The sequence below is a fragment of the Desulfuromusa ferrireducens genome (assembly GCF_055389805.1).
In genome coordinates this window covers 4,422,387-4,445,000 of sequence record NZ_AP042415.1, presented here as the reverse complement: position 1 = coordinate 4,445,000, position 22,614 = coordinate 4,422,387, and the positions used below count along the sequence as shown (strand labels likewise).

11 protein-coding genes, 4 tRNA genes and 6 rRNA genes (1 of these 21 cut by a window edge) are annotated in these 22,614 nt (G+C 50.6%); 10 read left to right on the top strand and 11 right to left on the bottom strand.

Annotation, left to right across the window (positions count from 1 at the left end):
• The 10 genes from ACZ5PT_RS19955 to rrf (ACZ5PT_RS19910) all read left to right on the top strand — a co-directional run.
• Positions 1-238, top strand: a 16S ribosomal RNA gene (locus ACZ5PT_RS19955) (it extends 1,294 nt beyond the left edge of the window).
• Positions 239-388: 150 nt separating this feature from the next.
• Positions 389-465 (top strand) — tRNA-Ile (locus ACZ5PT_RS19950).
• Between the two features lie 8 nt (positions 466-473).
• Positions 474-549: transfer RNA gene (locus ACZ5PT_RS19945), tRNA-Ala, on the top strand.
• Between the two features lie 151 nt (positions 550-700).
• Positions 701-3,653, top strand: a 23S ribosomal RNA gene (locus ACZ5PT_RS19940).
• Between the two features lie 124 nt (positions 3,654-3,777).
• Positions 3,778-3,894, top strand: a 5S ribosomal RNA gene (gene rrf / locus ACZ5PT_RS19935).
• Positions 3,895-4,352: 458 nt separating this feature from the next.
• A 16S ribosomal RNA gene (locus ACZ5PT_RS19930) occupies positions 4,353-5,884 on the top strand.
• A 150-nt stretch (positions 5,885-6,034) separates the two neighbouring features.
• A tRNA-Ile gene (locus ACZ5PT_RS19925) sits at positions 6,035-6,111 on the top strand.
• Positions 6,112-6,119: 8 nt separating this feature from the next.
• A tRNA-Ala gene (locus tag ACZ5PT_RS19920) sits at positions 6,120-6,195 on the top strand.
• Positions 6,196-6,346: 151 nt separating this feature from the next.
• Positions 6,347-9,299: ribosomal RNA gene (locus tag ACZ5PT_RS19915) — 23S ribosomal RNA — on the top strand.
• Positions 9,300-9,423: 124 nt separating this feature from the next.
• A 5S ribosomal RNA gene (gene rrf, locus ACZ5PT_RS19910) occupies positions 9,424-9,540 on the top strand.
• Together the 16S, 23S and 5S rRNA genes with 4 tRNA genes alongside form the textbook arrangement of a ribosomal RNA operon.
• A 128-nt stretch (positions 9,541-9,668) precedes the next feature.
• Here rrf (ACZ5PT_RS19910) and ACZ5PT_RS19905 read toward each other — a convergent pair.
• The 11 genes from ACZ5PT_RS19905 to ACZ5PT_RS19855 form a co-directional block, all read right to left on the bottom strand.
• The gene (locus ACZ5PT_RS19905; RefSeq protein WP_464264758.1) at positions 9,669-11,030 is read right to left on the bottom strand and encodes a sigma-54-dependent transcriptional regulator; all 1,362 of its coding nucleotides are present in this window, start codon (positions 11,028-11,030) and stop codon (positions 9,669-9,671) included.
• Between the two features lie 36 nt (positions 11,031-11,066).
• Entirely contained in the window at positions 11,067-13,301 is a 2,235-nt protein-coding gene (locus tag ACZ5PT_RS19900) for a sensor histidine kinase (protein ID WP_464264757.1), read from the bottom strand.
• Between the two features lie 145 nt (positions 13,302-13,446).
• Positions 13,447-14,376, bottom strand: a complete 930-nt coding sequence (lpxC, locus tag ACZ5PT_RS19895) for a UDP-3-O-acyl-N-acetylglucosamine deacetylase (RefSeq protein ID WP_464264756.1) — start codon at positions 14,374-14,376, stop codon at positions 13,447-13,449.
• A gap of 190 nt (positions 14,377-14,566) precedes the next feature.
• Positions 14,567-16,258, bottom strand: coding sequence for an ABC1 kinase family protein (locus ACZ5PT_RS19890; protein WP_464264755.1), 1,692 nt, complete (start codon positions 16,256-16,258; stop codon positions 14,567-14,569).
• Between the two features lie 19 nt (positions 16,259-16,277).
• Entirely contained in the window at positions 16,278-16,583 is a 306-nt protein-coding gene (locus ACZ5PT_RS19885) for a phasin family protein (RefSeq protein WP_464264754.1), read from the bottom strand.
• A gap of 111 nt (positions 16,584-16,694) precedes the next feature.
• Positions 16,695-17,237, bottom strand: coding sequence for an epoxyqueuosine reductase QueH (locus ACZ5PT_RS19880; protein WP_464264753.1), 543 nt, complete (start codon positions 17,235-17,237; stop codon positions 16,695-16,697).
• Positions 17,238-17,340: 103 nt separating this feature from the next.
• Positions 17,341-19,638 (bottom strand): hypothetical protein, encoded by a 2,298-nt coding sequence (locus ACZ5PT_RS19875; RefSeq protein ID WP_464264752.1) that lies wholly within the window; start codon positions 19,636-19,638, stop codon positions 17,341-17,343.
• A 4-nt stretch (positions 19,639-19,642) separates the two neighbouring features.
• Positions 19,643-20,668, bottom strand: a complete 1,026-nt coding sequence (ruvB, locus tag ACZ5PT_RS19870; RefSeq protein ID WP_464264751.1) for a Holliday junction branch migration DNA helicase RuvB — start codon at positions 20,666-20,668, stop codon at positions 19,643-19,645.
• 12 nt (positions 20,669-20,680) lie between these two features.
• Positions 20,681-21,280 carry a Holliday junction branch migration protein RuvA gene (ruvA, locus tag ACZ5PT_RS19865; protein ID WP_464264750.1) on the bottom strand — a complete coding sequence of 200 codons (600 nt, stop codon included), beginning with the start codon at positions 21,278-21,280 and terminating at the stop codon, positions 20,681-20,683.
• Entirely contained in the window at positions 21,277-21,795 is a 519-nt protein-coding gene (gene ruvC / locus ACZ5PT_RS19860) for a crossover junction endodeoxyribonuclease RuvC (RefSeq protein ID WP_464264749.1), read from the bottom strand. The genes ruvA and ruvC overlap by 4 nt, the downstream gene beginning before the upstream one ends.
• Before the next feature lie 71 nt (positions 21,796-21,866).
• Complete coding sequence (locus ACZ5PT_RS19855) at positions 21,867-22,613, bottom strand: YebC/PmpR family DNA-binding transcriptional regulator (RefSeq protein ID WP_464264748.1); 747 nt, start codon at positions 22,611-22,613, stop codon at positions 21,867-21,869.
• Position 22,614: the final 1 nt, after the last annotated feature.

Genomic DNA, 22,614 nt, shown 5'->3' with positions numbered 1-22,614 from the left:
GATTGGAGTCTGCAACTCGACTCCATGAAGTTGGAATCGCTAGTAATCGCGTATCAGCATGACGCGGTGAATACGTTCCCGGGCCTTGTACACACCGCCCGTCACACCACGGGAGTCTATTGTACCGGAAACCGGTGGGCTAACCTTCGGGAAGCAGCCGTTTATGGTATGGTCGGTAACTGGGGTGAAGTCGTAACAAGGTATCCGTACCGGAAGGTGCGGATGGATCACCTCCTTTCTAAGGAGCCTGCCTGGCAGTAATGCCATGGACAGAGCTCGAATCCAAGCAAGTCTCATAGTCTGCTATTTAGTTTTGAGAGACCATGCCTCTTTATTTAAAGGGGTTTTGTGTTCTTTGGAAACATAAGTCTAGAATAATTGTGGAAGTGGGCTAGTAGCTCAGCTGGCTAGAGCACACGACTGATAATCGTGAGGTCGGAGGTTCAAGTCCTCCCTGGCCCACCATGATTTTCGGGGGTGTAGCTCAGTTGGGAGAGCACCTGCCTTGCACGCAGGGGGTCATCGGTTCGAACCCGTTCACCTCCACCATTATTCCTCGAATTTAGACTTGTTCTTTGACAATTGCATATGATTGATAGATTTAGAAAGGTTTTCAACGCACGCGTAAGTGTGTGGCGAAGACAAGCAAAGCGATAAAAACGAAGGCAAAGTATCAAACTTAGTAAAAAGACTATTTTATGGTCAAGCTACTAAGGGCGTACGGTGGATGCCTTGGTATCGAGAGGCGATGAAGGACGCGGTAAGCTGCGATAAGCTTCGGGGAGCTGCTAAACAAGCTTTGATCCGGAGATTTCCGAATGGGGAAACCCGGCCAGGTTTATACCTGGTCACCATTCACTGAATACATAGGTGTCTGGGGCGAACGCAGGGAACTGAAACATCTAAGTACCTGTAGGAGAAGAAATCAATTGAGATTCTGCTAGTAGCGGCGAGCGAACGCGGATTAGCCCAAACCAGAACTACTACGGTGGTTCTGGGGTTGTGGGGCCCCAATGTGGGATTGACGATAGGTAGCTGAAGGCTCTGGAAAGTGCCGCCATAGCGGGTGATAGCCCCGTAAGCGAAACCTTGACTCACCCTAGGGTGTCCCCGAGTACCACGAGACACGAGAAATCTTGTGGGAAGCTGGGAGGACCATCTTCCAAGGCTAAATACTCCTCGATGACCGATAGCGCATAGTACCGTGAGGGAAAGGTGAAAAGAACTCCGATGAGGAGAGTGAAATAGACCCTGAAACCGTATGCCTACAAGCAGTGGGAGCCCTATGACTTCGGTCAGGGTGACCGCGTGCCTTTTGCATAATGAGTCAGCGAGTTACGCTCAGCAGCGAGGTTAAGCCGATTAGGTGGAGCCGTAGCGAAAGCGAGTCTGAATAGGGCGAGTTAGTTGCTGGGAGTAGACCCGAAACCGAGTGATCTATCCATGAGCAGGTTGAAGCGTCGGTAACACGACGTGGAGGACCGAACCCACTTAGGTTGAAAACTGAGGGGATGACTTGTGGATAGGAGTGAAAGGCTAATCAAACTCGGAGATAGCTGGTTCTCCCCGAAATATATTTAGGTATAGCCTCGTACGAATCGTGTCGGAGGTAGAGCACTGAATGGGCTAGGGCCCTCACCAGGGTACCAAACCTAATCAAACTCCGAATGCCGACAACGTCTATACGGGAGTCAGACTGCGGGTGATAAGGTCCGTAGTCGAGAGGGAAACAACCCAGATCGCCAGCTAAGGTCCCTAAATCTGTGCTAAGTGGGAAAGGTTGTGGGAATGCACAAACAACCAGGAGGTTGGCTTAGAAGCAGCCACCCTTTAAAGAAAGCGTAATAGCTCACTGGTCGAGTGGTCCTGCGCCGAAAATGTAACGGGGCTCAAGCACAGTACCGAAGCTGCGAATTTGTATTTATACAAGTGGTAGGGGAGCATTGTAGCAACCGCTGAAGGTGTACCGTAAGGAGCGCTGGAGGAACTACAAGAGCTTATGCTGACATGAGTAGCGAAAATGTGGGTGAGAAACCCACACACCGTAAGCCCGAGGTTTCCTTTGTTAAGGTAATCTGCGAAGGGTTAGTCGGCCCCTAAGGCGAGGGCGAAAGCCGTAGTCGATGGGAAACAGGTTAATATTCCTGTACCTCTTATAACTGCGATGGGGGGACGGAGCAGGGTAGATCATCCGGGTGTTGGATGTCCCGGTTTAAGCGAGTAGGCGGGGGAGGTAGGAAAATCCGCTTCCCTATGAAACGCTGAGACGTGATGACGAGAGCTTTAAGCTCATAAAGTGATTGATCCCATACTTCCAAGAAAAGCCTCTAAGCTTCAGGTTATAAGAGACCGTACCGAAAACCGACTCAGGTGGGCGGGCAGAATATGCCAAGGTGATTGAGATAACTCTGGTTAAGGAACTCGGCAAAATAACACCGTAACTTCGGGAGAAGGTGTGCCTCCGTTAGGTGATACGACTTGCTCGTGGAGCCGAAGGAGGTCGCAGAGAAATGGCGGTAGCGACTGTTTACTAAAAACACAGCACTCTGCAAACTCGTAAGAGGAAGTATAGGGTGTGACGCCTGCCCGGTGCCGGAAGGTTAAGGGGATGTGTTAGCGCAAGCGAAGCATTGAACCGAAGCCCCGGTAAACGGCGGCCGTAACTATAACGGTCCTAAGGTAGCGAAATTCCTTGTCGGGTAAGTTCCGACCTGCACGAATGGCGTAACGACTTCCGCACTGTCTCAACCAGGGACTCAGCGAAATTGAATTGGCGGTGAAGATGCCGTCTACCCGCGGCAAGACGGAAAGACCCCGTGAACCTTTACTATAGCTTGGCAGTGATATTCGGGACAGCATGTGTAGGATAGGTGGGAGACTTTGAAGCTGGCACGCTAGTGTCGGTGGAGTTGCCCTTGAAATACCACCCTTGTTCTTCTGGATGTCTAACCTAGGTCCATTATCTGGATCGGGGACACTGCCTGGTGGGTAGTTTGACTGGGGCGGTCGCCTCCTAAACGGTAACGGAGGCGCGCGAAGGTTCCCTCAGGCTGATTGGAAACCAGCCGTAGAGTGCAAAGGCATAAGGGAGCTTGACTGCGAGACATACACGTCGAGCAGGTACGAAAGTAGGTCTTAGTGATCCGGCGATTCTGTATGGAAGGGTCGTCGCTCAACGGATAAAAGGTACTCCGGGGATAACAGGCTTATCTCCCCCAAGAGTTCACATCGACGGGGAGGTTTGGCACCTCGATGTCGGCTCATCACATCCTGGGGCTGAAGTCGGTCCCAAGGGTTTGGCTGTTCGCCAATTAAAGTGGTACGCGAGCTGGGTTTAAAACGTCGTGAGACAGTTTGGTCCCTATCTGCCGTGGGCGTAGGAGATTTGAGAGGATCTGTTCCTAGTACGAGAGGACCGGAATGGACGAACCACTGGTGTTCCTGTTGTCTCGCCAGAGGCATCGCAGGGTAGCTAAGTTCGGAAAGGATAACCGCTGAAAGCATCTAAGCGGGAAGCCCACCTCAAGACGAGATCTCCCTGGGGGTTTGCCCCCCTGAAGGTCCGTTGGAGACTACAACGTTGATAGGCCGGATGTGTACGCACAGCAATGTGTTCAGCTTACCGGTACTAATTGACCGTGAGGCTTGACCATAATAGTTTTTTTGATAGGGAAGGGGGAGGATTCGTCCTCCCCCGACCCCCTTTAATAATTATCGCTTGCAAAGTAAGTTCTAAATCTATAACAATCAGTGCGATTGAAAACTAGTTATACAGTTTTCGGTGGCTATAGCGTAGGGGTCACACCTGTTCTCATCCCGAACACAGAAGTTAAGTCCTACCGCGCCAATGATACTGCATGGGAGACTGTGTGGGAAAGTAGGTCGCTGCCGAAATTATTTGAAAAGGCCCCGTCTCGTTTGAGACGGGGCCTTTTGTTCGCAAAGTTAAATACAGTGTTTCCCCGGAAAGAAATTGTCAAAGAGTATTGACGGGTTGATCCAAATTGTATGGAACTGCGCTCCGTTGCTTGCGACGGTCACCAAGGTAGGTGGCCCGGAGCGACGAAAAAAAGTTTGAAAAAAAGTTTGAAAAAAGAGATTGACGAGAGAGGTTGAATAGGTTAAAACCTCCCTCCGCTGCCAAGAAGTCCGACTTGAGAAGAGTCACTTCAGGCAACGAAAAAAAAGTTAAAAAAGTGCTTGACGCACCGGGGTCGTTTGACTAGACTCCTTGCTTGTCGCCAACGGGCGGCAGGTAGAAAATTGGTCTTTGAAAACTAAATAGCAGATGTTTTAAAGAGCTTGTAAGGGTTCAAGTAAAAAGAACAAACTAGGTTAAGCTTTCAGATATATAACTGGAGAGTTTGATCCTGGCTCAGAACGAACGCTGGCGGTATGCCTAACACATGCAAGTCGAACGCGAAAGTGATCTTCGGATCGCGAGTAGAGTGGCGCACGGGTGAGTAACACGTGGATAACCTGCCCTATGATCTGGGATAACATTTCGAAAGGGATGCTAATACCGGATAAGCCTACGCAATCTTCGGAGCGAGTAGGAAAAGATTTATCGTCATAGGATGGGTCCGCGGTCCATTAGCTAGTTGGTGGGGTAATGGCCTACCAAGGCTACGATGGATAGCTGGTCTGAGAGGATGATCAGCCACACTGGAACTGAGACACGGTCCAGACTCCTACGGGAGGCAGCAGTGGGGAATTTTGCGCAATGGACGAAAGTCTGACGCAGCAATACCGCGTGAAGGATGAAGGCCCTTGGGTCGTAAACTTCTGTCAGTGGGGAAGAAATGCCCGTAAGGGAGATGACGGTACCCACAAAGGAAGCACCGGCTAACTCCGTGCCAGCAGCCGCGGTAATACGGAGGGTGCAAGCGTTGTTCGGAATTATTGGGCGTAAAGAGCATGTAGGCGGTTTGTTAAGTCTGATGTGAAAGCCCGGGGCTCAACCCCGGAAGTGCATTGGATACTGGCAAACTTGAGTATGGGAGAGGAAAGTGGAATTCCGAGTGTAGGAGTGAAATCCGTAGATATTCGGAGGAACACCAGTGGCGAAGGCGGCTTTCTGGACCAATACTGACGCTGAGATGCGAAAGCGTGGGGAGCGAACAGGATTAGATACCCTGGTAGTCCACGCCGTAAACGATGGGCACTAGGTGTTGCGGGTAACCACTCCTGCAGTGCCGCAGCTAACGCATTAAGTGCCCCGCCTGGGGAGTACGGCCGCAAGGCTAAAACTCAAAGGAATTGACGGGGGCCCGCACAAGCGGTGGAGCATGTGGTTTAATTCGACGCAACGCGAAGAACCTTACCTGGACTTGACATCCCGATCGTACCCCTTGGAAACTTGGGGGTCAGCTTGGCTGGATCGGTGACAGGTGCTGCATGGCTGTCGTCAGCTCGTGTCGTGAGATGTTGGGTTAAGTCCCGCAACGAGCGCAACCCTTGTCCTTAGTTGCCATCATTAAGTTGGGCACTCTAGGGAGACTGCCGGTGTTAAGCCGGAGGAAGGTGGGGATGACGTCAAGTCCTCATGGCCCTTATGTCCAGGGCTACACACGTGCTACAATGGCCGGTACAAAGGGCAGCAAGACCGCGAGGTGGAGCTAATCCCAGAAAGCCGGTCTCAGTTCGGATTGGAGTCTGCAACTCGACTCCATGAAGTTGGAATCGCTAGTAATCGCGTATCAGCATGACGCGGTGAATACGTTCCCGGGCCTTGTACACACCGCCCGTCACACCACGGGAGTCTATTGTACCGGAAACCGGTGGGCTAACCTTCGGGAAGCAGCCGTTTATGGTATGGTCGGTAACTGGGGTGAAGTCGTAACAAGGTATCCGTACCGGAAGGTGCGGATGGATCACCTCCTTTCTAAGGAGCCTGCCTGGCAGTAATGCCATGGACAGAGCTCGAATCCAAGCAAGTCTCATAGTCTGCTATTTAGTTTTGAGAGACCATGCCTCTTTATTTAAAGGGGTTTTGTGTTCTTTGGAAACATAAGTCTAGAATAATTGTGGAAGTGGGCTAGTAGCTCAGCTGGCTAGAGCACACGACTGATAATCGTGAGGTCGGAGGTTCAAGTCCTCCCTGGCCCACCATGATTTTCGGGGGTGTAGCTCAGTTGGGAGAGCACCTGCCTTGCACGCAGGGGGTCATCGGTTCGAACCCGTTCACCTCCACCATTATTCCTCGAATTTAGACTTGTTCTTTGACAATTGCATATGATTGATAGATTTAGAAAGGTTTTCAACGCACGCGTAAGTGTGTGGCGAAGACAAGCAAAGCGATAAAAACGAAGGCAAAGTATCAAACTTAGTAAAAAGACTATTTTATGGTCAAGCTACTAAGGGCGTACGGTGGATGCCTTGGTATCGAGAGGCGATGAAGGACGCGGTAAGCTGCGATAAGCTTCGGGGAGCTGCTAAACAAGCTTTGATCCGGAGATTTCCGAATGGGGAAACCCGGCCAGGTTTATACCTGGTCACCATTCACTGAATACATAGGTGTCTGGGGCGAACGCAGGGAACTGAAACATCTAAGTACCTGTAGGAGAAGAAATCAATTGAGATTCTGCTAGTAGCGGCGAGCGAACGCGGATTAGCCCAAACCAGAACTACTACGGTGGTTCTGGGGTTGTGGGGCCCCAATGTGGGATTGACGATAGGTAGCTGAAGGCTCTGGAAAGTGCCGCCATAGCGGGTGATAGCCCCGTAAGCGAAACCTTGACTCACCCTAGGGTGTCCCCGAGTACCACGAGACACGAGAAATCTTGTGGGAAGCTGGGAGGACCATCTTCCAAGGCTAAATACTCCTCGATGACCGATAGCGCATAGTACCGTGAGGGAAAGGTGAAAAGAACTCCGATGAGGAGAGTGAAATAGACCCTGAAACCGTATGCCTACAAGCAGTGGGAGCCCTATGACTTCGGTCAGGGTGACCGCGTGCCTTTTGCATAATGAGTCAGCGAGTTACGCTCAGCAGCGAGGTTAAGCCGATTAGGTGGAGCCGTAGCGAAAGCGAGTCTGAATAGGGCGAGTTAGTTGCTGGGAGTAGACCCGAAACCGAGTGATCTATCCATGAGCAGGTTGAAGCGTCGGTAACACGACGTGGAGGACCGAACCCACTTAGGTTGAAAACTGAGGGGATGACTTGTGGATAGGAGTGAAAGGCTAATCAAACTCGGAGATAGCTGGTTCTCCCCGAAATATATTTAGGTATAGCCTCGTACGAATCGTGTCGGAGGTAGAGCACTGAATGGGCTAGGGCCCTCACCAGGGTACCAAACCTAATCAAACTCCGAATGCCGACAACGTCTATACGGGAGTCAGACTGCGGGTGATAAGGTCCGTAGTCGAGAGGGAAACAACCCAGATCGCCAGCTAAGGTCCCTAAATCTGTGCTAAGTGGGAAAGGTTGTGGGAATGCACAAACAACCAGGAGGTTGGCTTAGAAGCAGCCACCCTTTAAAGAAAGCGTAATAGCTCACTGGTCGAGTGGTCCTGCGCCGAAAATGTAACGGGGCTCAAGCACAGTACCGAAGCTGCGAATTTGTATTTATACAAGTGGTAGGGGAGCATTGTAGCAACCGCTGAAGGTGTACCGTAAGGAGCGCTGGAGGAACTACAAGAGCTTATGCTGACATGAGTAGCGAAAATGTGGGTGAGAAACCCACACACCGTAAGCCCGAGGTTTCCTTTGTTAAGGTAATCTGCGAAGGGTTAGTCGGCCCCTAAGGCGAGGGCGAAAGCCGTAGTCGATGGGAAACAGGTTAATATTCCTGTACCTCTTATAACTGCGATGGGGGGACGGAGCAGGGTAGATCATCCGGGTGTTGGATGTCCCGGTTTAAGCGAGTAGGCGGGGGAGGTAGGAAAATCCGCTTCCCTATGAAACGCTGAGACGTGATGACGAGAGCTTTAAGCTCATAAAGTGATTGATCCCATACTTCCAAGAAAAGCCTCTAAGCTTCAGGTTATAAGAGACCGTACCGAAAACCGACTCAGGTGGGCGGGCAGAATATGCCAAGGTGATTGAGATAACTCTGGTTAAGGAACTCGGCAAAATAACACCGTAACTTCGGGAGAAGGTGTGCCTCCGTTAGGTGATACGACTTGCTCGTGGAGCCGAAGGAGGTCGCAGAGAAATGGCGGTAGCGACTGTTTACTAAAAACACAGCACTCTGCAAACTCGTAAGAGGAAGTATAGGGTGTGACGCCTGCCCGGTGCCGGAAGGTTAAGGGGATGTGTTAGCGCAAGCGAAGCATTGAACCGAAGCCCCGGTAAACGGCGGCCGTAACTATAACGGTCCTAAGGTAGCGAAATTCCTTGTCGGGTAAGTTCCGACCTGCACGAATGGCGTAACGACTTCCGCACTGTCTCAACCAGGGACTCAGCGAAATTGAATTGGCGGTGAAGATGCCGTCTACCCGCGGCAAGACGGAAAGACCCCGTGAACCTTTACTATAGCTTGGCAGTGATATTCGGGACAGCATGTGTAGGATAGGTGGGAGACTTTGAAGCTGGCACGCTAGTGTCGGTGGAGTTGCCCTTGAAATACCACCCTTGTTCTTCTGGATGTCTAACCTAGGTCCATTATCTGGATCGGGGACACTGCCTGGTGGGTAGTTTGACTGGGGCGGTCGCCTCCTAAACGGTAACGGAGGCGCGCGAAGGTTCCCTCAGGCTGATTGGAAACCAGCCGTAGAGTGCAAAGGCATAAGGGAGCTTGACTGCGAGACATACACGTCGAGCAGGTACGAAAGTAGGTCTTAGTGATCCGGCGATTCTGTATGGAAGGGTCGTCGCTCAACGGATAAAAGGTACTCCGGGGATAACAGGCTTATCTCCCCCAAGAGTTCACATCGACGGGGAGGTTTGGCACCTCGATGTCGGCTCATCACATCCTGGGGCTGAAGTCGGTCCCAAGGGTTTGGCTGTTCGCCAATTAAAGTGGTACGCGAGCTGGGTTTAAAACGTCGTGAGACAGTTTGGTCCCTATCTGCCGTGGGCGTAGGAGATTTGAGAGGATCTGTTCCTAGTACGAGAGGACCGGAATGGACGAACCACTGGTGTTCCTGTTGTCTCGCCAGAGGCATCGCAGGGTAGCTAAGTTCGGAAAGGATAACCGCTGAAAGCATCTAAGCGGGAAGCCCACCTCAAGACGAGATCTCCCTGGGGGTTTGCCCCCCTGAAGGTCCGTTGGAGACTACAACGTTGATAGGCCGGATGTGTACGCACAGCAATGTGTTCAGCTTACCGGTACTAATTGACCGTGAGGCTTGACCATAATAGTTTTTTTGATAGGGAAGGGGGAGGATTCGTCCTCCCCCGACCCCCTTTAATAATTATCGCTTGCAAAGTAAGTTCTAAATCTATAACAATCAGTGCGATTGAAAACTAGTTATACAGTTTTCGGTGGCTATAGCGTAGGGGTCACACCTGTTCTCATCCCGAACACAGAAGTTAAGTCCTACCGCGCCAATGATACTGCATGGGAGACTGTGTGGGAAAGTAGGTCGCTGCCGAAATTATTTGAAAAGGCCCCGTCTCGTTTGAGACGGGGCCTTTTGTTTTGTGTGCAATCTGATTTGAACGAAAAAAGCTCCGATTCCTTTGTGGATTGGAGCTTTTTTCGTTTAAAAACTAGTTATAGATTCTATTGCCCTATGCCATAGGCTTTAATTTTTCTGTGCAGATTGGAGCGTTCCAGGCCTATCTCTTCAGCTGTGCGTGAAATGTTCCAATTGTTTTTCTGTAGTTTGTCGAGTAGGAACTGCTTTTCAAACTGTTCTTTTGCTTCGCGGTATGAATCGGGTAACTCGCCAAAACTGTTAATTTCGGTTTTCTCTGTAGTGCAATGTTGGGTGATTGCATGGGGAAGATCCGAAAGTTCAATCAGGTGGCTCGGTGTCATGATGACCAAGCGTTCAATCAAGTTTTTTAACTCGCGTACGTTTCCCGGCCAGTTGTAGCTCAGCAGGGCCTTGAGTGCTGTTTCTGACAATGATTTGATGTCCCGACTCTCTTTACCACAAAAATACTGCAGGAAATGCTTTGTCAGGCGCGCAATGTCGTCCTTTCTGTCGCGCAATGGTGGGGCAATGAAGGGGAGAACATTGAGTCGGAAATAGAGATCTTCGCGGAAGTTCCCTGATTTGATTTCCAACTCAAGATTCTTATTGGTTGCAGCAATAACGCGGACATCAACTTCTATGGTGCGATTACCGCCTACCCGTTCGAACTTTCGTTCCTGAAGTATCCGCAGTATTTTGGCCTGAGTTTTGAGGCTCATATCGCCAATCTCGTCGAGGAACAGGGTCCCTCCATTGGCTTGATCGAATTTTCCTTTACGGGCAGCCGTTGCCCCGGTGAAAGCTCCCTTTTCATGGCCGAAGAGTTCTGATTCGATTAACTCCTCTGGAATCGCCGCGCAATTTACCTCGACGAAAGGTTTTAACACTCGGGTTGATTGCTGATGAATTGCGCGCGCAACCAATTCTTTACCGGTTCCATTATCTCCGGTAATCAGAGCCCAGCCTGAACTAGGAGCAGCAATTGCAATCTGTTTTTTCAGTTTGATGATAGCAGGACTCTCGCCGATCATCTCATAATCACGGCTAATTTTATCTTTAAGTGCTTGGTTCTCGGCAACTAACTGGCCTGTTTTTAACGCATTCTGGATGGACAAGAGCACTTTGTCCAGGGACAGTGGTTTCTCTATGAAATCATAGGCCCCCAGTCGGGTGGCTTTAACCGCGGTTTCGATCGAGCCGTGGCCACTCATCATGATGACAAGTTGTTGGGGCCGTAAGTGTTTGATCCTTTTGAGCGTTTCTAGCCCATCTATGCCCGGCATCCAGATGTCGAGCAGAACAAGATCCGGATCTTCAACTTGCACCGAGTTGATCGCATCTTCCCCGGTTGCCGCAAATGATGTCTGGAAGCCTTCGTCTTCGAGGATTCCCTCAAGGCTCTGGCGGATACTGATTTCGTCGTCAACGATCAGGATACTTTTCATCAGGGTATTTTGCTCCTTGTAAATATGGTCATCGCTTTAGCTGGTTGCGGCTGGGAGTTCAATGATAAAACGGGCCCCACGAGGGTGGTTGTCTCGCACTCGGATATAGCCGTTGTGGTCAGCAATAATGGTAGAAACAATGGCCAGGCCTAATCCTGTCCCTGTTTTTTTTGTTGAGAAATATGGCTCGAACAGGCGTGGTTTGTCCTCGTCCCGAATGCCACAGCCATTATCCGCTATTGTCAAAGTGATTATCTGCAATTCTGGATTATAGGTCGATTCCACGGTAATTCTACCCTTATCATCGAGGGCTGCAACGGCATTTTCTAATAAATTGATAATCACTCGCTTGATCTGTTCACGGTCGAGATTTGTTGTCGGTAGACTGCTATCAAGAGATTTTTTCAAATCGATATTTTTATGGGCTTCTCGGTACAAAACCAAGCATTCATTGATGACATCATTGAGATTGTTTGGCGTTGCTTTAATTGCTGGCATCCGCGCAAAATTTGAGAATTCATTCACTAGATTTTTTAATTCATCAACCTGGCGACTAATCATCTTAGTGCAGTCGTCAAAGACATTATCCTCGGCTGAGAACCGATCCAGGTATCTGCGCCGCAAGCGTTGAGCTGATAGCTGGATCGGAGTGAGGGGGTTCTTAATCTCATGAGCGATCCGCCTCGCAACTTCCCGCCAAGCAGCCATCCGTTGTGCCTTGAACAGTTGTGTAAGGTCGTCGAATACGGCGACCGTACCCATGAAGTTGTTTTGTTCGTCACGTAATGTTGTCAGGTTGACGAGCAGGGTGTACTTATCGTTACCAATAGGGAGTGACAATTGTTGCCGAATAGTCCCTTTTTCCGAATGGAAAAGCTGTTTAAGAAGTTCCATTATTTGTGGCTGATAGAGTGCCGGAATCACCTCGCGAAAATCTTTTCCAAGAACCTTACTCGCTTTAAAGAGAAGAAGGTTTTCGGCTGATTTGTTGACTGTCGTCAGCCGGCCATAACGATCAATAGAGATAACACCAGCGGTGACGTTGGCAAGAACAATTTCCATGTAGTTGCGCCGGCGGTCTAGCTCTAGGTTCGAGTTTTGTAGCCCTTGGTTGGCCGCTTCAACTTCCAATCTTCCTTGTCGCAGATCTGCGGTCATTTTGTTGAAAGCTGTTACCAGGGTGCCAATCTCGTCGGTGCTGCGGGTCTCCAGCTTAATATCCAGATCACCAGAGGCAACCCGACTTGTTGCTGTCGCCAGTTCCTGAATTGGAACCGTTATGCCGCGGGCCAGATGAAAGCCGAACCAGGTGGCGAGAAAGATGATGATCAACGCAATGAGCAGCAGAATGACAACGTAGATCTGTTGAATTTGACCCTTGATTGATTTGGTCGTTTTGTACTGATCAACTGAAGAGGCAATTTCTTTCATTTTGTTGATCAGTGAGTAGGGGACATAATAATTAACGACGACGACGCCGACGATGTCTTTCGGGTTCCAGTTTGATTGTACTGGCACAATGCCGCGGATCAGATCTGCTTTGCCGACCGGCGAAATCTGCGAGAAGCGGATACCCTGTAGTCCTTCGCGAACCGGGTCGGAAGTCGCCGACGTGATTTCAATTATCGGCAGTTTTGGGTTGGCCACTCGTACCAGTTCCTCGTGGGTCGCAGAAAAAATTTCTACAATACCGAGATTATATTCTTCCTGCTTTGTCTTGATCAGCTCCTTCAGCTGCGGAAGGTTCTCTTCATTGAGTAATTTATCTTGTTGAATTCGTTGGGAGAGCTGGTCGGCATAGTAGAGGGCATTCGCCTCTGAATTGCGGTAATAGGTTTGAGCAACGTTAAGCGATTCATCGAGAGCTTTTTCAACCTGATTATTGAACCAGCTATCGATGCTGCTGCTGATAAAAACGGCAGAAAAAAAGAACAGCAGCATGGTTGGGACGAGTGATAGACCGATAAAGGCACCGACCAGTTTGCTGCGTAGTTTGGCGCCGGGGACTCCGCGTCGTCGTTCAAGGAAAAGCTTGAAGAGGTTGCGGAAGATCAGAAATAAGAACAGCAAAACCAGCAGGATGTTCAGGTTGATAAGTGCCAGGGCGATAATATTGTTACTGATCGGGAGCTGCGCGGTCAGGTCTATGAGGCGGGTTTCAAGTTGTGGAATAAGGAGTAGCAGTAGAATGATCAGCAGGAGCAGAATCCATTCACGCGGCTTGCGGCGGATCTTCACTGGTATTGGGGATGCAGTGGATTCTTTGCCCATCAAAAATGTCCCTCTTAGTAATTGAATTTTTGCAAAGTTTGATTCTATTGAATGCGTTGAGACAACACAAGCCTGTCAGCGGTGAATTGTTGCAGATTTGCAATAAAAAAGGGCAGCCAGATGGCTGCCCTTAGGAGGGGCTAAATTAAGCTTTACTCCAAGCCAGGTCAATGGCAAAGGATCTGGCGTTCGAACGTTGCGCCTCGCGTAGCGTTTGTTCACTGAATTCAACATAAGTCCAGTGTGAGGGGTTGTCCAGTATCGTTTGCACCATTTTAGCATTCAGGTCGTGTCCGGCTTTGAATGCGCGGATATGCCCTAATATGGGGTGTCCTATTAAACTGAAATCGCCAAAGGCATCAAGAATTTTATGCCGGACAAATTCATCTTGAAAGCGTAACCCCTCAGGATTCATGACGCCCTTATTGTCAATAACTACGGCGTTTTCCAGCGATCCGCCGCGAGCTAAACCGTTGGCCTTGAGGTACTCGACCTCATGCAGGAAGCCGAAGGTCCGGGCTGGGGCAATCTCTTTGCAGAAATTCTCGGTAGTGAACTTCATGCTGTGTTGCTGAACCGAGATCGCAGGATGTTCAAAGGCAATATCAAAAGTGATGCGGAAAAAGCGCGATGGAATGATGCTGATTCTTTTTTCGCCTTCAATAATTTCCAATGGTTTGCGGATGGCGATGAACTTGCGGCTGACGCTAAGGGACTTGACACCGGCCTGCTGGATTTCGCGTATAAATGGCGCTGAGCTGCCATCTAATACCGGGACCTCGGGGCCATCGATGTCGATATGCAGATTGTCTATACCGAAAGCTGCCAGAGCAGCCATGAAATGTTCAATTGTGGAGACGGTCGATCCATGGCAGCCAATAACTGTCGCCATGCGAGTATCAACAACATTTTCCGGGCAGGCTTTAATGTCAATAGTTTGGTCGCCGTCGGTGCGATGAAAAATAATACCGCTATTTGCTGCCGCTGGGCGGAGTTTAAGGCTTATTCGTGCACCAGAGTGTAGACCGATTCCCGAAATTGTGGTGCTGTTTTCGAGGGTTCGTTGAAGAATCATCTATCTATCCAATCAGTTTATAAAAGATACTTCTTGTTTTGATGCAATAATCCTGCCAGTGCGAGTCATTTTTTAACTGACTGTATTTCAAACGTTTTATATTTGAGGTCAATGAGAAAGGCGGGGGTTGTTGCAATGATGCACAGATATGGATGTTGCGGTTGTGCCGCTGCTGCAACAGGTCTGTTAGCTACATCCGACCCGAACGAAGGATGGCAATGGCTAAGCCGAAGCCCAGAAACCCGGCAACGGTATATCCGAGTAAGCCAAGGATTGGGAAGCCGAACAGTATCGGTCCCTTGTCGGTCTGCATGATCAGAGAAGAGCCGATAATCAGTGCTGCGATGACCATGCTGAAGGAGATTCGATTGGTTGATTTATCGATATCGGTAATCAATCTTTCAAGGCCACGGTGTTCCAGGTCAATTTTGAATTTGTTTCGATTGACCCGGTTGATAAATTCTTTGATATCCCTTGGCAGGCTTTTCCCGAGGGCATGGTATGAATGCAGTGTTTTGGTCAATTCTTTGGACACATTGGTCGGGGAGTAACGCTCTTTGACGATTTTCTCGGTGAAGGGTTTTAGTTGCTCGACCATGTTGAAATCGGGGTCCAATTGTCTGCCGATCCCTTCCATGGCAATCAGCGCCCGAGAAAGGAGCATCATGTTCGACGGGAACTTGATTCGGTATTCGGTGAGTATTTCGATAAAATCGAGGAGCAGTCTGCCGACCTTTAAGTCTTGAAGCAGGATGTCATAGTAGTCGTCTATGAATTCATTGAGGTCCCGCTTGAGGTTTTTTAGGTTGGATTCGTCGTGCAATTCACCGGAATACAAAAGTTGCGAAATAATGTGGTCTACATCTCGCTGTAGCACCGAAAGCAGCAACTCGGTCAACTGTAGTTTAAGCTCATCATCCAGACGGCCAACCATACCAAAGTCAAAGATGCAAATGACATTATTCGGCAGGATATGCAGGTTGCCGGGATGCGGATCGGCATGGAAATAGCCATGCTCGAAAACCTGCGTGAGAAAAATCTCGGCACCGCTATGTGCAATCTTCTTAAGATCGTACCCCGCTGCTTGCAGTTCTTCTACTTGGGAAATCTTGATTCCGGAGAGGTATTCTAGAGTCAGTACGCTGCGGCCGGAAAATTGCCAGAAAACGTTAGGGATGCGAACCGTCTCGTCGTCAGCAAAATTGGCAGAGAAGCGTTCAATCGTGCGACCTTCACGGGAAAAGTCGAGTTCACGGTTGATTGTTCGGCGAAATTCTTTCACCAGGCCGATCGGGTCGTACATGTCTCCGCCCGGCAGGTGTTTGTCAACGAGGTAGGCAAGGCCCATCAGGATATCGATATCCGTTTCAATGACACCTTCGATCGCCGGTCGGCGGATTTTAAAAACAACCTGCTCGCCGGTTTTAAGTGTGCCGCAGTGGACTTGGGCAATACTGGCTGTGGCTAGCGGTGTTGGCTCGAAATGACTGAAAAGCTCCTCGACCGGTCGACCTAACTCGAGGTGCATCTGCATCAGAATCTCTTCTGTTGCAACGGGAGGAACACGGTCCTGAAGTTTTTTCAGTTCCTCCAGGTATTCACTGGGGATGATGTCAGGACGAGTAGAGAGCAGTTGCCCCAGTTTGATGAAGGTCGGGCCAAGTTCTTCCAGTGCCAACCGTAAGCGTTCCGCCTGCGAGAGACGTTCCAGCGCTCGAGAGGCGGTACCGAGCGAGACAATCCGCTTGCCCAACTCGAGATAGTAATCGATGTTGAGCTGCTCTACAATGTGCCCGAATCCGTACTTGATAAGAATACCAAGGACTTGACGGTATCTCTTGAGAGATCTGATGTTCCGGTTGATCCGGGTAAAAGGTAGCATAGGTATGTTGTCGGCTGATTTATTTGTTGTGTGCTTTTAGCTGTTTTTCCAGGTCTGTAACTTTTTTCTTCAGGCCGATAAAGTCCTCTTCGGTGACGACGCCAATCCGTTCGCAGGCCTTTTTGACCTCTTCTCGGGCCAGGTCTTCGAGACGCTGTTGGTTTTCTTTGGCGGCATCCTGTAGTTTCTCCAGCAACTTTTTGCCTTCATCCTCAGTTAGATTGAGCTTCTCTTTTAGATCATCTATGAGTTCTTCGGCTTTTTTTTGCGTTAAAGATACGACCCCGATTCCCGCAAGTAGAGTTTTCTCGATAATTTCAAGCATGCTCGGCTCCCCTGAATGCTGCAAGTGAAATTGAAAAACCTGTAAAAATTATAGCAGCTTCTGCAACTTGTTCAATTGATATAAAGTGCGTCAAAAAAAGTTTCTTAAAAATCAATTGGCTGTTTTTTTAGGAGCGTAGCGATCTTTTTCAGAGTAGATGCAACCGCAGTACTGCTGGCGATAGAGTCCCATCTCCTTGGAGATCCGAATGCCTTCATTCCAGCCGCTACGGAAATCCTCATAGTGAAAGTACAGGTCGTACTCCTCGCCAAGCTGACGGCCAAAATCAACGATATCCTGATGTTTTTGATAGCGCGAGTAGAGCAGGGTCGTGGTAAAGCCCTCGAAGCCTAACCGATGTGCCTCTTTGGCCGTCGCCTGGAGTCGTGAACGGTAGCAAAATTCACAGCGATTTTTCGGGTCGAGAGCAACTGCAGCAAGGAACTCTTCAAGACGATACTCTTCGTTATAGATGACAGGCAGTTCAACATTGTCAGCATATTCACGGGTGGTTGCCAGGCGTCGGCTGAATTCCTGATAAGGGTGGATATTGTGATTGTAGAAAAAACCGGTCAGCTCATGATTTTGCTCGCGCAAAACTTTCACTGGATAGATGGCACAGTTGCCACAGCAGATATGCAAGAGAATCCGCATAAGAAAAGGCTCCAGGGTGAGTGTGAGCGATATTGGGAATTGGCAGCATGGCGCAAAGAGCAGCGGCTGTCAATTGCCCTCTGGTGTATACATGGAGATAATCTTATGGAAGTTTCGGCAGGTTCAGCTTTTTCCATACTTTTTTGGTTAGTTTGTTGGCTGCCTTGGAGCTTTTCAGGCGATTATGGCAACGGTTGTTAAGTTGCTTGTGTAACGACAGCATGTCTTTCCAGTAGTGTTGTTGCAGCATGAGCAGTTGCTGGCGGTCAGTCGGTAGTTCAACCTCGGGCTTTCCAAGCTCTGAACAGAGCAGCAGGGCGTTGGCCAACTCTTCGCCATAAATCAGCATCCTTTGCCCGGCGGCATCCTCAAGTTCGATTTCACCGAGGAGTTCGCTTGTTTTGATTAATGGCGGTGTGAAGTGGTAATTTGCCATCTCGGGCTGCTCCAGAAAATAGAGGTACTTATCGGGAAACGTTGGGACCCCTTCTCTTTGTAGTTGCTGGGCAAGCTCGTCCAGAAGGTCCTTGTCCGAGTTTCTGGGGTTTGCCGCGCTTCTGGTGCGCGTTTGTTCTGCCATCTCAAGCGTTGCAAGCGTCGGCACTTGCAGCAGTTCGGCCAGCAATTGATCGGGATCGATCGCCTGCTTCTTGGTTACGGTTGTTTGTTCTCTGGCCAGCTCATTCAGATGCAGGATGTCAGGGCGAGGCCATGCTGCATCTTGCCGGTCGTCTTCCTGGGGCGTCGCAGGGTTGCTGTTTAGAATTTGCTCAAATCGTTTCCACAGGCGGCTTTGCGTGAAAAACTGCAGCCCTGACAGTGCCGTTTCGTCTAGCACTTCATCGTTTGGCCAGACCAGTTTGCTGCCCAGCAACTGGAAGATTTCAGTGGGTAGTTGTAGGGCCAGCAGCAGTTGGTTGCGTAAAAAGGATGTCTCTGTCGTGACGACCAGGGTTCTCGTTTCGTTAGCCAGGACCACGCTGGGCGGAGTTTCCAGTCCGGCCTCAGGGATCAGCTCGAGAATGATGAGCTGGTCTCCCAGGTCAGTCACTTTTTGTAGCGAATAACTTTCTAACAGTAGCGACCAGAAAGCCTCATCAACTGCGCTTGTTATGACTGTGCGGGGCAGGGTCAGGTGCAGTGTTTTCTGATCTTTGCTTAAGCCGAGCAGGTGGATGAGTTCCCAGAACCAGAGAGGTTTGTCCCCGGCAATGCGAAACCTCCGGTTGGGCCATGAGGTGCGAAATAAAGTTGTAAACTGGTGACGTTCTTCGCGCGACAAAAGTCGCGGGTTGTTCAGCAGTCCACAGATCGATCGGCGGACGAGAAGACCGAAGTCTAGCTTAAACAGGTTGCCGTGGACCAACTCTTTTTGTGGCTGCTGTGACAGGTCTTGCAAGAGACTTGCTGCCGCTAAAAGTGATGGGGAGTCGGAAAGAATCAGTTGTGTTGTTGGGCTGAGGACGGGGCTTTGTGGATAAAGATGCACATCTGCAGTTGCTTGCGGAGTCTGCTGCTCTGGGGCCCAGCCATTAATGAGTAACTGAATGCTGGTCATGGCACGCTGCTCCGATTGGCGCCATGACAGCTGCCGGAGGCGCAAAAGAAGATGGTGGAAGCAAACAGCTGTCTCGTATGGCAGCGCTGGTGGCGTGCTTGTTATGCTGAGGGTCAGCGTCTGTTTTAGCGTCTCTGGAAGTTGCGGTAACGAAAGTTGAATCGCGCGTTCAAGTTTTTCCGGCAGGATTGCTGACGGTAATTGCTGGTGCCAGGCAAGGCTAAGCAGCTGCAGTAACAGCAGGCGGTTGGCTTCGTTCGCCAGTTGGTCGGCGTCTTCGGCTGTGCTCAGCTCTTCATCTGCACGTTGGCTGCGATAGCTATTCACCTGTGCCGGCAACGCGAGGTCGAGAGCGGTTTGAAACAGGTTGTGGAGATAGTGGGGGGAAAGCTCGGTCGAGGGTACCAGCCCGATGACGGCCAGCAGTTTGAGTGCTTCCAGAACATCCCCCAGCAGGTGGCGAAAACTATCCGGGTGCTCGGCATGTTTAAAGCTGAACTGCTGATGCTGGTGAATGCCGTCACTGTCCTGTTGCCAGATCCGGACCTGATCGCTTTCCCAGGTGACAAAATGCTTTAAACCGAGGGCTTCACAGCAGCTGCGGCCATGCTCCAACTCAAGTTCGATATCTTGTTCTGGAAGCAACATGATAGCGCCGGCCATCATGCTTTGACGATTAATCCAGAAAACTAACGGAGGCTGCAGGACGCCCTGGTCTGTGTGGATTTTTGGGTAAAGGTCCACCCGACGAAACGGCGTGCGGCCATTTTCGATAATCAGTTCGGTCCAGACCGATAGTTGCTGGGCAAATTTTTGCAGCTCGGGATGCGTCATCAGTGTCATTCGGTCAGCCGAAAAGGCTGCCATTCGAACCTTTACTAGCGGGAGTTCTTTGGAAATGCCGGTAACAGAGTTCTGTGGCGACCCGTCCGCGTGGAGTCCGGTTGAGGAACCCCTGTTGGATCAGGTAGGGCTCGATGACGTCTTCGATGGTGTCACGCTCTTCGCCGATTGCCGCTGCCAGGGTGTCGAGTCCGACCGGGCCGCCGGAAAACTTGTCGATGATCGACAGCAACAGCAGGCGATCCATAAAATCGAGACCTTGATTGTCAACTTCAAGCCGTTTTAAGGAGTGGTCTGCCAGCTCATGGGTAATGACGCCATTGCCTTCGATCTCGGCAAAATCACGCACCCGCCGGAGAAGGCGGTTGACGATTCGTGGCGTTCCTCGGCTGCGGCGGGCGATCTCGCTGGCACCTTTGGCATCAATCGGGATGTTGAGGATGCCGGCACTGCGCTTGACGATCGTTGTCAGCTCCGCATTAGAGTAGAACTCGAGACGGCTGATGACGCCGAACCGGTCGCGGAACGGAGACGAAAGCAATCCTGCTCGGGTGGTCGCACCGACCAGGGTGAAATGTGGGATGTCGAGCTTGATGGTGCGGGCAGAGGGGCCCTGGCCGATCATAATGTCGAGCTGATAGTCCTCCATGGCCGGGTAGAGGATTTCTTCGATCACCGGGGAAAGGCGATGAATTTCATCGATGAACAACACATCCCCCTCTTCGAGGTTGGTCAATACCGCGGCCAGATCGCCGGCTTTTTCGATCACCGGGCCGGAGGTGCTTTTTATGCTGACACCCATCTCCTGGGCGATGATATTGGCCAAGGTGGTCTTCCCCAACCCCGGGGGGCCGAAAAACAGGACGTGGTCGAGGGCTTCCTGCCGCTTGCGGGCGGCATCAATAAAGACCTGCAGGTTCAGTTTGGCCTTACTCTGGCCGACATACTCCTGCAGGGTGCGCGGGCGCAGACCTGTTTCGTAATGATCTTCTTCGGGTAAGGGGTCGGCAGCGATCAGTCGCTCGCTCATCAGTCTCTTCCTCTATTTGATAAGGATCTTCAGGGCTGCCTTGAGGGTCTCTTCCAGGGAAGCGCCTGCGGCAATGTTCAGATGACCTAAAGTTTTGCGTGCCAGTGATTCTTTGTAGCCCAGATTGACCAGGGCTGACAAGACATCTTGATGGCTGTCCTCGTTGCCGGCCAGTGGACTGTCAGTTGCTGGCAGTGTGCCTTCGAGGGCAAACTTTGTCGCCTTGTCTTTTAATTCGAGCACCAGTCGTTCGGCGCTTTTTTTGCCGATTCCTGGAATTGCCGTTAAACGCAATGCATCTCCCTGGCACAGGGCCATGGCGAGTTCGCCGGTAGGGATATGCGAGAGGATGGTAATGGCCAGTTTTGGTCCGACCCCGGAAACGGAAATAAGCAAGCCGAATAAAGCTTTTTCTGCATCACTTAAGAAGCCAAACAGGTTGATGGCGTCCTCTTTGACATGGGTATGGACACGTAACTGAACTTGGCCGCTTTCCGGCAGGGCATAAAAGGTCGAGAGTGGGATCTGAAGCCGATAGCCAACCCCGCCGACAACAAGAATAATCTGTTCCGGACTGCGTTGCGCCAGTTCCCCTGTGAGTAGTGCGATCATCGACGGATCCTTTGTTGTTGTGAACTGGACTGGTTAATCTGTTTGGCCAGGTGATGACTGTGGGCGTGGCAGATGGCGACGGCTAAAGCGTCGGCAGCATCCTCTTGAGCGATTTCCGGAAGATTCAGCAGCGTGCGGGTCATTTGTTGCACCTGACTTTTCCCGGCCCGACCATAACCGACCACGGCACTTTTGACTTGCAGCGCCGAGTATTCGGCCACCGGGAGATCGGCGTTGATACCGGCCAGTAAGGCGACCCCACGAGCATGCCCCAGCTTTAGGGCCGAGGCCGGATTGCGGGCCATGAAAATCTGTTCAACGGCGACGGCATCCGGACGATGTTGTTCGATCAGTTGGCACAGTTGCCTGTAGATCTGCTGCAGGCGCAAAGGGAGGGCATCATTGCTGCGGGTAAAAATAGCACCATTATCCAGATGAATCAGACGGTTGCCCTGCTGTTCGATGAAACCGTAGCCGGTCGCTTTGCTGCCTGGATCGATGCCGAGTATTCGCATAATGTGAGAGTGAGGAAAAAAGATAAAAGCTTGCCGTGGGTCTTTATCTTTTTCCTTCCGCTTCGTGGGCGTTAGCCCATGAGCTTTTCCATCTCCTCGTCGGAGATATCGAAGTTGGCGTGGACATTCTGGACATCATCGTTGTCCTCCAGAACCTCAATCATCTTCATCAGCGTTTCTGCTGATTTGCCCTCAACCATGGTCATGGTCTGCGGAATCATGGTCACTTCTGCCGATTGAGATTTCAAACCTTGATCTTCCAGGGTATTTTTGACGCTTTCAAAATCAGCCGGGTCGGTCACAACTTCAATGATGCCGTCTTCTTCTTTTACGTCTTCGGCACCGGCTTCGAGAGCCGCTTCAAAAATGACCTCAAAATCATTTTCAGCATCGAAGATGATTTGCCCCTTGCGGTCGAACATGAAGGCCACCGAGCCACTGACTCCGAGGCTGCCGCCGTACTTATTGAAGGCGTGGCGAACCTCGGCGACGGTACGGGTGCGATTGTCGGTCATGAATTCGACAATGACGGCAACGCCCGCTGTCCCGTAGCCTTCGAAGGATCCTTCTTCGTAGGTGACACCATCCAGATCGCCCGTTCCCTTTTTAATCGCCCGGTCGATATTGTCTTTTGGCATGTTGCCTTGTTTGGCTTTGTCGATGGCTAAGCGTAGTCGCGCATTTGTTTCCAGATCTCCACCGCCGATTCTCGCTGCCACGGTGATTTCCTTGATCATTTTGGTGAAGATTTTTCCGCGCTTGGCGTCCTGGGCCCCTTTGCGATGCTTGATGTTGGCCCATTTGCTGTGTCCTGCCATT